The 14,635-nt window shown below is 58.3% G+C and carries 9 protein-coding genes; 1 reads left to right on the plus strand and 8 read right to left on the minus strand.

The window, feature by feature from the left end:
- Positions 1 to 9: 9 nt before the first annotated feature.
- On the plus strand, positions 10 to 1,209 hold the full coding sequence (locus tag ONB25_04035) for an aminotransferase class III-fold pyridoxal phosphate-dependent enzyme (GenBank protein ID MDZ7392060.1): 1,200 nt from the start codon (positions 10 to 12) through the stop codon (positions 1,207 to 1,209).
- Between the two features lie 89 nt (positions 1,210 to 1,298).
- Here the strand turns inward: ONB25_04035 and ONB25_04040 are convergent, their stop codons facing one another.
- The 8 genes from ONB25_04040 to ONB25_04075 are packed head-to-tail and all read right to left on the minus strand — an operon-like array spanning position 1,299 to position 14,582.
- Positions 1,299 to 2,297 carry a uroporphyrinogen decarboxylase family protein gene (locus ONB25_04040; protein MDZ7392061.1) on the minus strand — a complete coding sequence of 333 codons (999 nt, stop codon included), beginning with the start codon at positions 2,295 to 2,297 and terminating at the stop codon, positions 1,299 to 1,301.
- Positions 2,298 to 2,317: 20 nt separating this feature from the next.
- Positions 2,318 to 4,651: a hypothetical protein gene (locus ONB25_04045; GenBank protein MDZ7392062.1), complete on the minus strand. Its 2,334-nt coding sequence runs from the start codon at positions 4,649 to 4,651 to the stop codon at positions 2,318 to 2,320.
- Between the two features lie 15 nt (positions 4,652 to 4,666).
- Positions 4,667 to 6,316: a hypothetical protein gene (locus ONB25_04050; protein ID MDZ7392063.1), complete on the minus strand. Its 1,650-nt coding sequence runs from the start codon at positions 6,314 to 6,316 to the stop codon at positions 4,667 to 4,669.
- Positions 6,313 to 7,545 carry a Gfo/Idh/MocA family oxidoreductase gene (locus tag ONB25_04055; protein MDZ7392064.1) on the minus strand — a complete coding sequence of 411 codons (1,233 nt, stop codon included), beginning with the start codon at positions 7,543 to 7,545 and terminating at the stop codon, positions 6,313 to 6,315. The genes ONB25_04050 and ONB25_04055 overlap by 4 nt, the downstream gene beginning before the upstream one ends.
- Positions 7,546 to 7,564: 19 nt before the next feature.
- Entirely contained in the window at positions 7,565 to 8,707 is a 1,143-nt protein-coding gene (locus tag ONB25_04060; protein MDZ7392065.1) for a uroporphyrinogen decarboxylase family protein, read from the minus strand.
- The gene (locus ONB25_04065) at positions 8,704 to 11,205 is read right to left on the minus strand and encodes a glycosyl hydrolase-related protein (protein ID MDZ7392066.1); all 2,502 of its coding nucleotides are present in this window, start codon (positions 11,203 to 11,205) and stop codon (positions 8,704 to 8,706) included. The genes ONB25_04060 and ONB25_04065 overlap by 4 nt, the downstream gene beginning before the upstream one ends.
- A 45-nt stretch (positions 11,206 to 11,250) precedes the next feature.
- Positions 11,251 to 13,560 carry a hypothetical protein gene (locus ONB25_04070; GenBank protein ID MDZ7392067.1) on the minus strand — a complete coding sequence of 770 codons (2,310 nt, stop codon included), beginning with the start codon at positions 13,558 to 13,560 and terminating at the stop codon, positions 11,251 to 11,253.
- A gap of 41 nt (positions 13,561 to 13,601) precedes the next feature.
- Positions 13,602 to 14,582 carry an isochorismatase family protein gene (locus ONB25_04075; GenBank protein ID MDZ7392068.1) on the minus strand — a complete coding sequence of 327 codons (981 nt, stop codon included), beginning with the start codon at positions 14,580 to 14,582 and terminating at the stop codon, positions 13,602 to 13,604.
- Positions 14,583 to 14,635: the final 53 nt, after the last annotated feature.

Consider the following 14,635-nt stretch of genomic DNA (forward strand, 5'->3'; position numbering starts at 1 on the left):
AGCTCTCCCATGACCCCTGCGCACCGCGAACATCTGGAGAAGACACTGCGCCTCATCCCATGGGCCACACAGACTAACGCGAAACGTTTCAAGCCAGAAACGCCCCATATGCCCCCCTTCATCCGGCGTGCCTCAGGGTGTCGCATTTGGGATCTTGACGACCGCTGCTACATAGATTATCGTTGCGCACTAGGGCCCATCATCCTTGGCTACGGTCACCCCAAGGTGGAGGAGGCCATCCGCCAGCAACTCTCGCAGGGAGTGCTCTTCAGCATGGCCAGCCCGCTTGAGCTCGAGGCGGCGGAAGCAGTGCTCAGCAACGTGCCCTGGTTGGAGCAGATTCGTTTTATGAAAACCGGCGCGGACGCATGCTCGGCCTGCGTCCGCTTAGCACGTGCGCTCACTGGCCGAGACCACATCGTGAGCTGCGGTTACCACGGCTACCACGACTGGTCAGTGGTCGACTGGCCAGAATCCGGCGTTCCTGCCGTCCTGCGTCAATTCACCCACCCGCTCGCCTACGGCGATATCCGAAGCGCGGAGCGGCTCTTTGACGAACTCGGCTCCCAGATAGCCGCCGCCGTAGTGGAGCCGTACGATTGGCAGCACCCAGACGGCGCGGCCTTCCTCCACCGCCTGCGGGAACTGTGCGACCATCACGGCGCACTTCTCGTCTACGACGAGGTGCTCACCGGTTTCCGTTTGGCGCGCGGTGGAGCCCAAGAGTACTTTGGCATCACGCCTGACCTGGCAGCCTATGCGAAGGCTATCGCAAACGGCCTCCCACTGTCCGCCTTTGGCGGCAAGCGTGTATTCATGCAGCAGTTGGAAAAAACCGTCATCACCATCACCCACGGCGGCGAAGCCCTCTCGCTGGCGGCCGGCAAGGCGACTATGGAGGTCATGCGCTCGGAACCAGTGCATGAACACATTTTTGCTGTTGGGCAGCGCCTCCTTGATGGGTTTAGCGAGATCATAGCAGAGCTGCGAGCACCAGCCCGTGCCGGCGGACTCCCACCGGCACCCTACATTGCCTTCGACACCGGAGACGCCCAGCTGGACACCCAACTAAAAAACGCGCTCTTCGACCGGTTGTACGCCGCCGGCATCTTCGCCAATGACCGCTGGTTTGTAAGCTACGCCCACCAGCCCAAGGACATTGATGAAACACTGGAGAAAGTTCGCGAGGCCTTCAAAGCAATTTTGTAAGCTAGTGAGCTAATGGCCGTTCTCTGCGCTTTTTCGTTCCACGCACCTCGTACGTTTTCGACAACGACCTAGTCATTACGTGATTGCCCCTACGAAGCTGCCTTGAGGCAATACTCGCGCAAAAGTTCCATGTATTGGCGGTACTGTTGCAGTGACACGTTGGGCGGCGTCTGGTGGTCCACCGAAGGGATGAATCCTCCCTGCCGCATGACCGGGAGTAGGCGCTCAAACTCCCTTCGCATTGCTTCTGGCCCCTTGTCCAGAGTCATCTTGTCAAAGGCACCGATGAGCTTGAAACGCGGATGCCGTTGACGGATTTGTGCCACATCCACCCCAGCCATTCGCTCCAACGGGGCGATCCCTTCGATGCCCACCTCCTCCAACCAAGGGATGAGATCAGTCACATTGCCGTCCGAATCCACAAACGGCACAATCTCGTAGTGCTTTAGGAGCGGAACAATCTGACGGTAGTAGGGCGCCAGAAACTCATCGAACATTGCCTTTGAAAGCATCGGGCCGTGGTTGTACGACATATCCTCAGCAAAGGTCATATACTCCGGCCGCAGGATTTGGCAAAGCGCACGCACGACCCGCAGGTTGAACTCCACCAGGTCAGTGTTGATTTCGTGGATGAGGTCGGGCTGATCGTAAAAGGCCAGGAAATGGCCCTCGATGCCCAACAGTTCGCGCGGACCCCAAAAGAAGCCGTCCAGGGTGAGCCACACCACCAGCTGGCCGCGCGCATGGGGTTTGGCCCACGAGCGAACCAACCGGCTGTCAAAGGGAGGATCCGGAAAAAGGTGCTTCTTGAGCCTGCGATACTCCTCCCTGGTTCGCGCAATGGGTGCTCCATGGTACGCTGGCTTGGGACAATCGGGTCCCAAAGCACTGACCCAGATTTGCCGATATGGGTCGTGGCCGAGAAACACGTTGATATCGGTAAAATCGGTCAGGTGACGCGGCAAGCCCTCCTCGTACCAGCGCGCGAGCGTCTTGTCCCACCACATCGCCCACTCGATCATTGGCAGGCGGTCGACAGGGGCAAAAGACATCACTCGGCGGAAACGCTCCACGTGCGTTAAGGTCATGGCGGAGGACCTCCGGACCTTCACCGCAGGAGTTCTGCGGCCCGGCGCTCCATATACCCTTCTTCGATAAAGGGCTCGTCTTCCATGTGCTTCCGCATGAGGGCGATGCGGCGGTCCAACAAGTCACCCAGATTGTCGCCGTACATGAGAGGCGATTCACCTTTGTCCGTCAAGGCCATAAAACTCACGGGGCTGCGCCAAAGCACCTTAAGCTCCTCGGTGTTGCGTATCTCCTTTTCCATCAAGTCACGAACAAGCTCGCGATAGTGCCTTTTTCGCGCCGCCGTGCGAGCTCGCATGTAGCCGTGCACGCCGGCAATCCAAGCCGCCACGTTGCGCTGCGTCATGAACCAGCAGCGCAGTGCCCTGAGCCGCACCCACTGGTCCACGATTACGTTTCTCTCTCCCAGTTCCGCCGTCGCCTCTCGCTGAACAGCCTCCAGCTTCTCGATAGCGGTATCCAGTGGGTCCCACAGGTATCTGTCAATTCGTTCCACATCCACTTCGCTCTTTTCTGGCGTCGTAAGGTAGAATAGGACATCCCTGCTCAAGTCCACGTTGTTTGGGTTGTGCGGGGTCGTGCACATGAAATCCTGGTAAAAGGCCTTCTCCTCGTCAGGAATGGCGTCCAGGTTGGGCACCAGGGGACGAACCCACAGTCGGTACCAAGTGAAACCGAACGAGGCGTAAAGGGGCGTCACAATGGGGAAGGCCAGGATGGCGTCCTCCGCCAACCGCCACGCTTCGAGGAGCGCGCTGCTGAAGCGTTCACCCGCCCACTTACTCGCCAGCGCGCCCAGTTCCTTCTCAATATCCATTCCCGGGTCAAAGAGGAACCGCCAGGTAATCTCATGGTTCACGTTGTAAGGCACCAGCTCTGGGGGGCACGTGCCCCCGGAGTGAGCTAAGTATTCCACACCGCCCGCATGCATAGCGCGCAGCTTGCGGTAGGTCAGCCGCGGATACGGCACCCCAACCAAAGGGTCAAACATGATATGTGGACCGGCCGTGAAGTAGAAGTGACTCCAGGCTCCTTTGCTGGCTAGCTCTTTCACCAGCTTTTTCTCCCGCGTGTCGAACTCGAGCTGGTACACCGTGCCTGCATTGATCGCCTTGTTGTCCGGATATTGAGGGTGGGCATATGGCACATCCCAACCTCGGGCAAGCAAGGTGGCCGCTTCCACGTCGACGCCCTCGCCCAGTCCAGCCCAGACCGTGTCGTGCTCCCCATAAAAGGACTCCAACCGCGTCATGACGCGGAAATCGGGATTGACCTCCCGCGCCGCATCGCGCAACAGCCGCAAGAAGCGAAGCGCGTTCTCGCCTGCCACTCGAGCAATTTCCTCGTCATCCTTCCACTCGCGAATGAGATAGGCTCCTCCGTTGCGTCCCACGTACAGAGACTTGGTGTGCTCAAAACCAGAACCGCTGTCGTTGGTCCAAATCGAGAGGAACCCGAGCTCAGGCACCTCTCGCATAAGCCTCCGCATCATCTCCGCGTAATGCTCGCGCACCCGTGGATGAGCGATGGTCATGTTGTACCGAGGCTTGAAACTCCTGAAAGGGTGGTCCACTCGTGCACCACGCAACATGGGGTAACGCGCAAAAAACTCCTCCGGTACCGAGCGGGGTTCAAAACAAAGCAGTCCCGGGGTCAAGCCGTACTTCAAGGCCAGTCGCGCATTTTCCTTCAGATTGGCCAAGTTGGCCGCCAGGTAGTAGAACGGGTAGATGCCCTTGTTCAAGTCCGTGTACACGAACTGGTCTAAGGCAGGGCAATAGGTGTAGAACATGGGGTAGACTTCCCCTTTGGGACCTGTTTCCAACCCCATAGGAAACGCAAGGCCATTGACCTCGATGTGCGTGAAGCCCAGCCGCGCCAGCTCGCGGATGTATCGCTCCTTGTTCAGACCCCGTTGGATCCTCCCTTCCTGGGTCAGAAAGTAATCGTAGGAAACCCTCTGCCATTTGAACGCCGTAGGAAACACACGCCCCTGCGCGAATGGCGCAGCGTCTTTCTGCCACAAATGCTCAATCACGTACCGCACGAAGCTGAAGAGCAAGTTGGCGTGTGAAGTCACGATCATACCCCCTCCTGCCGGCTCCACCCGTAGATAGCCGAACGCGTTGTCTAGGCTCTGGCGCAATCGCTGCAGATCCTCGCTCTCAAAGTCCTCAGCGGTGCCGACGTAAATGACTCCAGGCCTCAGGCCGATCCGTCTTGTCCGTGTGGACTCCACCGGGACCGCACCCAAGACCGAGGCAAGCTCGCTCGCCGAGGTGCGCGCCACCAAGGGACCTTGAGCATGATACTGAATCGACCGGACATTTGCTACGACGTCCTTAAGAATCATTGCGTATTCCTCCGGCTAATTTCCGCTCGTTGCGTTCTTTACATTGGCTCCTTCCACGCCGTCATTAAGAAGCGATTCCTTCAGTCCGACCACAATCTCGGTCCCCTTTTCGCACGCTATCTCGGCATCCACGTAACAACTCCTTGCTATGCGGCTGTTGGCAAAGGGTACTTCCCTTCCATTAACCGTGAGTTTCCGGGCTGATTTTCCCTCGGGCAGCAAAAGGTGAAGCTGCACCTGGCAAGGAGCGGAGTGCGTTCTTATCACCAAGGCATGGCCTTCGTTGCTGTACTCGTACCCAAACACGCTTCGCGAAACCTCATAGCACACTTGAACCTCACATGCCTGCACGTCGGCTGCGGGCCACCGAGGCGCCAGTCTCACCACTGCAAACTGCTTCAGACGGTCTTCAATACCGACAAGCCCCTCCAGAAACGCATAGAGCATGGCACTTGAGCCCCAGCCGTCGGTCGGGGTGGCGTCCGGACTGGTGCTCGTCTCCCGCGTGGAAGGTCGTCCATCAGGGAAGTACCATAGGAACGTTGCGTTGGTATCCCGAATCAGCTGGTAGTAGCGACGCAGGATATCCACGCCATAAGACTCGAACCCGTGCTCAAAGGCCGCTCGTGCCAGCTCACCGCCCACCAACGGCATTATGCCGCCGTTCACATAGGCACCACGCACTAGCTTTTCATCACCAAAAACGCCGTCGGGGAAGGGTGGGTCTATGGAAAACCACTCGGCGAAGGAGTGGGTACTTTCCCTACGCCTCAGATACTCACCAATGATGGAGGCGGCCATCTCCTGCGTACACACCCCGCGATTGATGTCCATAGGATTGCTGAGGCTGAGCTGCTCGTCCTCCTCTACACCGTCGATCGTTACGGGAGTCAGCTTCACAAAGTGGGTGTAGAACCTCCCGTTCCAGCAGACCTCGTTCATGCGTTTCCGTATCCCCTCTGCTTGCTGGCGCCAATAGGAAGCGCGTCTCTTCTGCCGGAAATAGCCATAGAGCAGGGCCATGATCTGGAAAGCCTGGAAATAGCCGCTATTGTCCCCGTGCATGATCCCCCAGTAGGTGTCATCGGTAATCTGGAACTGCAGCCAGTCGTGCTTGCCAGCCGTGTAGGCAAAGTCCCACGTGTCTATGGTGTAAGGCCGCTTCACCAGCTGGAGGCTCGGCTCCCAGCGCCACGGACTATTGAACACGTAGTGCAAAGCCTTCTCCAATTTCGGGAGCAGACGTCTAATCCAATCGTCGTCCCCGGTAGCCTGCCACGCCAAAAAGGCGGCCTTCACGAAGCGGAACTCGACATCCGCCTCCACTGGCACCCGGACATACTTGGCCCAGTTTTCGCGTTCCGAAGGCAGCTTCTCAGGAATGGTGGTAAAGAAATCGAAGATTCTCCCATTGTCGGCTTGGGTTTCGGCAAAGTGCTCCACTGCCGAGGTCAAGTCGCGCTCGAAGTAGCGAAAGCCACGCATCATGTCGCTGTGGTCGCGGATCCAGATGGACTTTCCATCCGGTGAGCGGTACCCCCGCACCGGTTTTGCATCGATGACCAAGTCCAGCGTATCCTGCTCCAGGAACCCGCGGATGCGTGGGTAAAGCTCATCAAACTCCGGCCTTCCTGTCCGGACAAAAGTGCTGAAGGAATCGCTCACAGCTGCCCACCCTTAGGACTCGTTCCGCCGGGGAAGAAAGTGTAGCCTTCCAGGTTTATTTCCTTCCCAGGGACTGCCCACGGCACCTGCATTTCGCTCGGCAGTACATTGCGCTCGAATGCCTCCGCCAAACACTGCCCTACCGCAGGGGCGTAGGTAAGCCGCCGGCCCGGCTCGCCCTTGGTTGTCACCATTTCCCTTGGCAGATCCACAATCTCGGGTGCTGACTCGTGCATGCCGTTGATGGCGAGGGTGTGAGCCAGTGCCGCTTCTATCCCGCACACGGGAGCAGCCCCTGTGCGCACGGCGGAAATCGCCTGCCACATCTTCTCCAAGTAGTGCGAATCCGGCGCTCCATAGCTCTTTTCCCTGCCGTCATGCCATCTGGCCACGAACTCCGTGTGCCAACCAACGTAGGTAACCTTGGCCCGCTCGAACTCGTACTCGATACGCGGTCCAACCTCCTCCTCCACCGCATGGGAACCATAGAAAAGAACCTCTGTCCCATGCTCCGTGAGAAACCGTGCGGCGAAGGTGTCAAAGTTCTCAATGTCGTTTGCACGATAAAGTTCCGCCACCGCTCGCCTGGGTCGCGCGCTTGTGTCAACTCGTTCCCCGAGCAGATAGAACATGTTGTGCAGGTAGTGAGCTAACGCATTGTTCGCTGGGCTGTCCAAAACCCACCGCCCTTCTGGATCGCGTTGGGCCCCGGCCCAGTTGTTCCGCCGGTAGTAGCTCTCGTCTCGCGGCCAGAGTGCGATAGTCTTGAACCTCAGCGGCGCGCCAAAAAGGCCCGCGGCGATATCACGTTTCAGTGCCTGGATCGTTTCCGTGAATGACCACTGATAGCCGATCGCCACAAACTTTCTGGCGGTGTTTCGGGCCCGAATCATCTGGGCCCCTTCCTGAACAACGGCCCCCAAGGGTTTCTCGCACAAGACGTTGCTCCCCTTGCTGAGCGCCAAACAGGTCTGCTCACAATGCAAATGAATGGGTGAGGAGATGATCGCTAGATCGGCCTGGTGGTGCGAGTAAAAATCCTCCAAGCTCCCATACACCGGAACGCCCCTGGCACGAAGCTCCGAAAGGCGCGTACATCGCTCCGGCTCGGGGTCAACACCTCCGACAATGGTGACATTTTCGTCTTTCCGGTGGTCCATGAGCCCTTCGAGGTAAACCAGTCCATAGCCTCCCAAAGCAACAACCACTATGCTCACGTTTCTCGCCATATCCGGCACCTTCTCTTCGTCAACAATACGCACACAATCGATGATATTCTTCCAGCATCGCCATAAAGTTGTCGTAGCGAGAACCTACTGCCACCGAATGGCTGCTCCCGAGTATGAAACGCCCTCCTTCCTTTGCGCAATTCATGGCCCGACGTACGTCCGCCCGCACATCCTCGGGCGTGCCGCTGACGAGGTGCTCGACTGCTACGCCACCCCACAAGGTGAGCACACGGCCGATCCCACTTTTCAAGGCACAGATGTCCATGCCCGCCGAAGGTTGAATCGATTGGTAAGCGTCGTATCCGATCTCGACGAATGCATCCAACAGAGCGTGCACGTTACCACAGCAGTGTTTCATCACCTTCTTGCCATACTTTTCGTGAATTTGGCGCACTCTCGTACGATTGGCCTCGAGGAAAAGCTCCCGGAACAGCTTCGGACTGATGAACGGTCCTCCCTTGTGCGCAAAGTCTGCTCCCCAGAGTACCGCGTCGCTGTCCGGATGGATGAGTACTTCGTCGGCAGCCATCTGCTGTTCGAGCAGTTGAGCGGTGGCCGCCTTGACCGCGGGGATGTTCTCAGCGAGCTCAAGGCACCCCCGCTCCAAGCCTCCGAGAAACACAATGCCGATTTCGCCCCCCGAGGGTCCGCAGATGAACTTCTCCTGTTTGAACTCCTGAATCACGCCATCCAGTACTCGCCAGGAACGCTCGTCGCGCTTCGGAACCGGCAAAGGCCTCTCAAACATCTCGGGCCGAAACACTGTCCTTTCCAACACCGGGTCCTTGATGCACGTGATATCCGCTGTGACCGGCGAGTAGCGGTAGATACGCCCAAAGCGGTCTTCCCAGGTCACGTCATCAAGACGTCGCGGGGGTGGCTCGTCAGTCTCGGCGGGGATTTCCCACGTGGCCATGGGAAAAGTGACGATGTCGAGCTCCAACTTGCGGTGCAATTCGATGTGGTCCCGCAAGTAGCTTTCTGCCACCTCGTCGTGTCGCCCTTCCCAAAACGCAATTTGCGACTTCGCCTTGGCCCGGAGGTAGGTCTCATGGCCAATAATCTTTTCCACCGTGTCGAAATCGATCGCAAATTCGCCGATGGGCACCCGATCAGGTTGTTCCCCGGCAAGGGTTGCCAGGACCCGTTGCTTCGAAGTCATCGCCCAGTCAGGCTTTGCTCCAACAGATCCACTTCCGCAAACCTCTTTTGCCGCCCCGAATACCGCAGCGTCTTAATCTCGAACGGGGCAAGGGTCACGTTGGTCTTTGCAGGCACCCAAGGCAGTTCCACTACAGTGGTCCGCTCCTGCCCGGTTGGTTCGAACAGTCTGATGATCAGGTCGTCGTTGTCCTCGGCTTTCTTGATTGCCGTCACAAGCACGCTCTCGTCGCTGACCCGAAGGCCTGGCTGGGGCGGAATCCCTTCTCCAGGAGGGAAGAACGACAGCGCAAAGGGGCGCTCGTTCTTGCTGAGCGCCTCGCGGTCAATCGCTGCCAGCCGTTCAGCTGCAGGTCCGGCATTGAGCCAGAAACGAAAAATGCGCTCGCCCTGATCGATGCGCGGTGTGAAGCGGTCCTGGGGCACAATTGGTCGGTCCTCGATCGGATGCCCGGAGTAGGCTGGTGACCGTAAGAGCGACAACCGCAGCTCACCTTCCGCAAAGTCTGCCCCATAGGTCCCCTCGTTGATGCAAGTGACTGCGTACCGGTCCTGCTCACCCAGCACCGCCATCCACTTCTGCGCCACAACCTCATCACCGTTTGTCGGCAACGTCCCCCTGCCGTACGCAACTTGGCCCAACAAACGGCCGCGTAGGAACGCCGTGGGTATGGACAGTTTGAGCATGCGGTTCTTTTCTCCCCAATACACGCGCAGCTCAACCTCCACTTCATTGCCCTCTTTGAGGACCTTGTAGCGCTGGCATATCGCCGAACTGCCATACGAGAAGCATGCCTCCACCACCGTTCGCACCGGCCCATCTTCGATCACTCGTACCGGAGGCAGCGCCTTGGTGCGCACACCGGCAAATCGAGCCGATTGCGTGCCCGACATGAGGCCAAACTCCCCCACCACCTCGCGGAAACGACGGACGCGCATCCCCCACGGGTCCTCGTTGTCATCAATCACCAGTGCCTTGAAAGCACCAGGGCGCAGCACCTCCGTACCACCCACGCGCCATGCGTCTACCAACCCCGTCCGCGCATTGATGACCATCTCCATGGTCGGGGTGCTGAGCACCAGCTTCCCTCCGCGTACTGCCGGCCTCTGACGCTCCCTCGCCGAAACCAGCTTTGGCCGGCACTCAAACCGATTCATCTGGCTCGGAGCCAGTTCCGCCCTGAACACCACGCGCTTGCGCCAGTCGATGCTCAGGTTGCTGAGCTCTTTTTCCACTTGCGCCGGCACCGGCCTCCCGTTCTGAAAAACCTCAATCTCCGTGAAAAGCGACTGGTCCCAGTTTATGTCCGCCAGTTGGAACTCGCATTCGATTGTATCGCGGACGGGATACGGGTGCGGATTGTACACGAGGACCGGGATCTCGCCCTCTTGCGCGGACGACTGCCCCCGGGCAAAGGCGAAGAAGGCACGAGCTTTGACTCTTGAAAGGATCTCCAGTCCATGATCCATAAGCCGTAGCGAGGCCTCCTCCACCGGCTGGATGGAACTGCCGGGCAAGATGTCGTGGAACTCACTGGTCAACAGGTCGTGCAGAGCCTGGCGCAGCTCTGCTGCTGGATAGGGGATGAGCCTTTGCGCTGCAGCGCTAGCCGCCATCTTCTCGGTGAGGTAGAATTCATTTTCCAGACGGCGATGGCGCTGTTTTACTCGAGTCATGGAGGTATAGCATCCCACCCCCCACGGGTTGATATCACCTTCATGCACCGGGAGCTGCTCACGCCGCCGAGCAAGCTCCTCAAAGTACGCTTCGGGAGTGGAGTGCATGATCTCAAACTCTTGCGTGTCCTTCATCAAGGCCGCAAGCTGTTGCAAGTCCATGCGCGAGGGGCCACCTCCGTGGTTACCTACCCCCCACAGCAGGACGCCAAGCTGGTCGTGCGGGTGCTCCCGCATCCAGGTTTCTACCTTCTGCCGCGCGCCACCCAGCGGGCTGTTGTAAAAGCTCTCCACGCGCGTGGCCAGCACCTGCGAACCGTCGTACCCCGTCCAGCGAAAATCTTCAGCAGGGAGCGTACAAAAAGACGAATCCGGTCGACAGAACAGATAGGCATCGTAACCACTTTTGGCCAGAATCTGCGGAAGCCCTCGGCTGTGCCCAAAGGGGTCGAAGTTGATAGCCACCCTGGGTTCGGCACCGAACTTTTCGCGGAAATAGCGCCTGCCCCACAGGATCTGTCTCACCAGCGATTCACCGCTGGACATATTGCAGTCTGGCTGCAAGTACCAGCCACCCATGATGTGCCACTTGCCCTGCCGCACCAACTGCTGGATGCGACGAAAAAGCTGTGGCTCATACTCTTCAACCCACTCGTACAGTATCGCTTCGTTGTGGTTGAACACAAAGCCAGGAAACTCCTCGCAGAGGTTGGCGGCGCTGCGAAAAGTAGCAATCGCAGCCGCGGCCCCTTCCTCCCACTCCCACAGCCATACTGGGTCCATGTGGGCATTGCATACCAAGTGCAGGCGTTTCTTCTCCACGCACCACCTCCGTCACGCACGTGTCCAGTTATCGCGCCGTGAACATCAACGCGGCTGTTCTTGCAAGATCACCTCATCTCGCCAGTAGCGAATCTTGCCAACCCCCGGCATGTCTGGGCTCCCGTCGAACGCCAGGCCGAACATGGCAGGTTTCGGGTCATACAATACTTGCTCCCCGTATCGTGCCCCGCTTATGTTGATCGCAGTATACGAAAGCATCCGCCCCCTGCGGACAAAGAAAACAAAGTCCCCGTTGGTCTCAAATTCCCCATACTTGATTCTACCCGACTCGTAGGTGTACTTGGGCCGACGCCAGTCTCGTATCATGTCCATACGCAGGTCGCGTTTGGCCGCCACAGTGGTGATCCTATCCCCATCGGTTATCTCTACCATGAGTCCTTTGCCTTCTGGAGCCGGCTCCACATACCGCACCTTCTTCACAAGTTCCTCGGGCGCCACGTCAGGCCGGTGTGGTATCAGCACTGTAACGAAGGCGACGGTCTGCCCTAATTCAAAGTGCTGACCTGTCGTCTGGTGGATGACCAGCTCGTCCTGGTAGTACCGCCGCTCCCTCTCGACCCCTTCGAGCTTGTAATGGTGCTCTGGGAACATGATCAGGAGGCGCATGTGAGGAGGCAGGGCCAGTGCCTGAAGCGAATCATATACAGTGTCGTACCAGTGCTCTCCCTGGGCGAGAATCTTGCGCGTGTGCCAGAGGTTGGCAGCGGTGAAAAACGCAGGCACGCGCGCCTTCACGATGTCAAACACCACGAAGAGCTCAGGTTCTTTTACATAGGTGACTATGCGGTCCTGCTCGTAACCGAGGAGTTCGTCAACCACTCTTGTTCGGCTATAATCGAATTCAGGCAGTGTGACAAAGTCCACCTTCTGTGTACGAACCTCGCGATAAGAACCGGCGTTGTGGAGAAAATCCAACACCGACTGCCCTGGGACCGCGTCCCGTATGCTATAGCGGTATTGACCCTGGTGCTGGCCCATGAAAATCTTCTCCTGCCGCACGCAGACGCGATTGTGGAAGTAGTCCTGGCGGTACGCGCCGAAGGGCCCGCTGGGCATGTAGTCGCGATACCCTCCATCGTGAAGAAGCACCGAGCCCCCTGCCATCAGCAGCACGATGCTGTTTTCGTCCGCGTGCCCATGGGTCATCTTCTCTTCTTCCACGGGAATGGTGTCGCGCAAGTAGTCCCTAAACAACAGACCGGCGTCACCCTCGTCCTTGTAATTGAGGAGGAGATAGGTTGAATTGGCCTGCCAGCCGTTTCGCATCACGATCTTTTTGCCCACAACGTCTTCCATCACCTCGGCGCTCAATGTGGCGGGAGCTTGCGGGCGGACCCTATCCGTGCCAAGCCGATATGCGTCCAAGAGCAAATAGGCAAGACCCGTGTCGGCAAGATTCTTGAGATTGAGAAAACGCTCGGCAATCGTTGCCGCTGCCCACTTGAGCTCGGCCGAGTTGTAGGCACGAGCTGCTGCCTCAAAGAACACCAAAAATCTACTCCAATTTGCCCGCCAATGGGAATCCCCAAAGTCAGGAATCATCCCATCCGGGCACATCAGATTGAGGAAATAATGGGCGTAATAGTACAACTCGGGCAATTGGAAAAGCTCGTTCACTGAGTTTTTCGCATCCGCGTAGCTGAGCAGCGAGTAGAGCCACACGGCGTTGTAGAGGCTGGCGTCCTCGATCTCCCAGTTACCCCAGTTGTCTGCCCGCAGGGCCTCTTCCAGCACCTTCCAGTACTTTGCCTTTGGGTGATCCGGCACCGCGCGAATAGCCCAGGCCAAAGTCTCAGCGCGCAAAATGGCTCGATTCATCGCCCCCCATTCTTGGGTCCTGAACAGATACTCAATGCTCTCACCAATGATGGCCGCGATTTTGGCTTGCTGGGGCGGCGTGAGGAATCCCTTCCGTTTCAGGGAATCGTAGGCCCGCACATAGCGCATGGTCGTGAAAAAGTCCGGGAGCGCAGGAACCCCTTGGTCGTAGTCAGACCTCTTGCGCGCCGACGAATCGGGATAGAAGGCGCGATAATCACTGTAAGTCAAAAGCACCTTTCGCGCCCGTTCGGCATACTCTTTCCGTCCTTCTGTTTCGTAAAGAAACCCATAGATGGCAGCCATTTCCAGAAAGCGCGGAGGAGGGCGGTAACCGAAAACGTTGTCGGGATCGATACTTGCCTTCCACACCGCTTCCAGTGAGTCATAATGCTGCCAAGTCCAGTCGGCGGAAGCTCGCGCAAATTCCAGGTACCGCGCCATCGGCGGGGCTACTTGCCCCACTGCCCACGTGGCACAGAGCACCAAGAGAATCACCACTAGAGTTGTCCGCATAAAGGCCTCCTTCATCCTGCCGGGCATTGGCGAATCGTTTCTTACCCTCTCCTTGCCTTCGTGAGACGCTGGCATGCTGCAATGAAATCCTGAGCACTGTGCACGTAGCCGAACATCAAGCTGGTACGCCACAGCGCTTCTTGCTTATGGAGCTCGCCCGCGACACTCTCCTTGTTCTCCACAGCAGTCACCGCCTCCTTGAGGCACGAACAACGATAGCCTAGGCGTGCCATGTCCACCATACCGCCTGGTGAGAACCAGAGGCACCAGTTCAGCGCAAAGCCCATGTAGATCAGATGCCACACCCCCAGGTGGCGCAGTACTGCATTCAACTGATGGGTCGTAGTCGTCACATACTCGTCCCTCACCGGGCGAGCAGGTTCCGGGAAGTCCAAGCGACTCGAGTACCACTGCACGGCTTCGGGGAAACGCGGACCGAAAAGGAGGCGCTGTTTTTCTGCATCTGGGTGCTCTTCTTGGGTAGGACGCACTGCACCCGGTCCGCGTGCCGGTTCGGGTCCCGCTAGCGCCTGGGCGCGCTTGTATCCAGGATACTTGCGTGCATAGGATTCATCCGAGGCCACGTGCACCACAGGCACTCCTGCAGCCCGCGCAGCCCCGAGAACCTCAGGAACAACGGTGCGCGTGATGGGGATAGAACGAACGGCCCACTCCAGCATTTCCATAACCGGGCCAGCAGGCCCAGAGGGTGTGAATTGCAACTCACGATCAAAACCCACATTCCATATGTGCATGGAGATCAGCGCAGTCTCTTCCACTGGCACCCTTATGGGCACGCTTTCTCCCCATCCTAGGAAGCCCTGTGCACCCAACATGCCACGCGAGAAATCAACCGGATAGTGACGGTAGTATTCGCCGCGCAGTTCAAGAAAGCGTCCTGAGGGTACTCTGTCCCGGGGCACGACAGGGTGATTCCCCCTGGCGGCCCGTGCCGCTGTCTTGCTGACGATGAGCGACCCCGCCGCGCAAAGGAGCTTTCCAAGAAACGAGCGTCGGTTCATTGCTCTCCTGACAATGCTCGGCGAGGCAGGCGCCCGATGCGCACCGCCTCGCC

The organism is candidate division KSB1 bacterium, assembly GCA_034506335.1.
GTDB lineage: Bacteria > Zhuqueibacterota > Zhuqueibacteria > JANLFK01 > Oleimicrobiaceae > Oleimicrobium.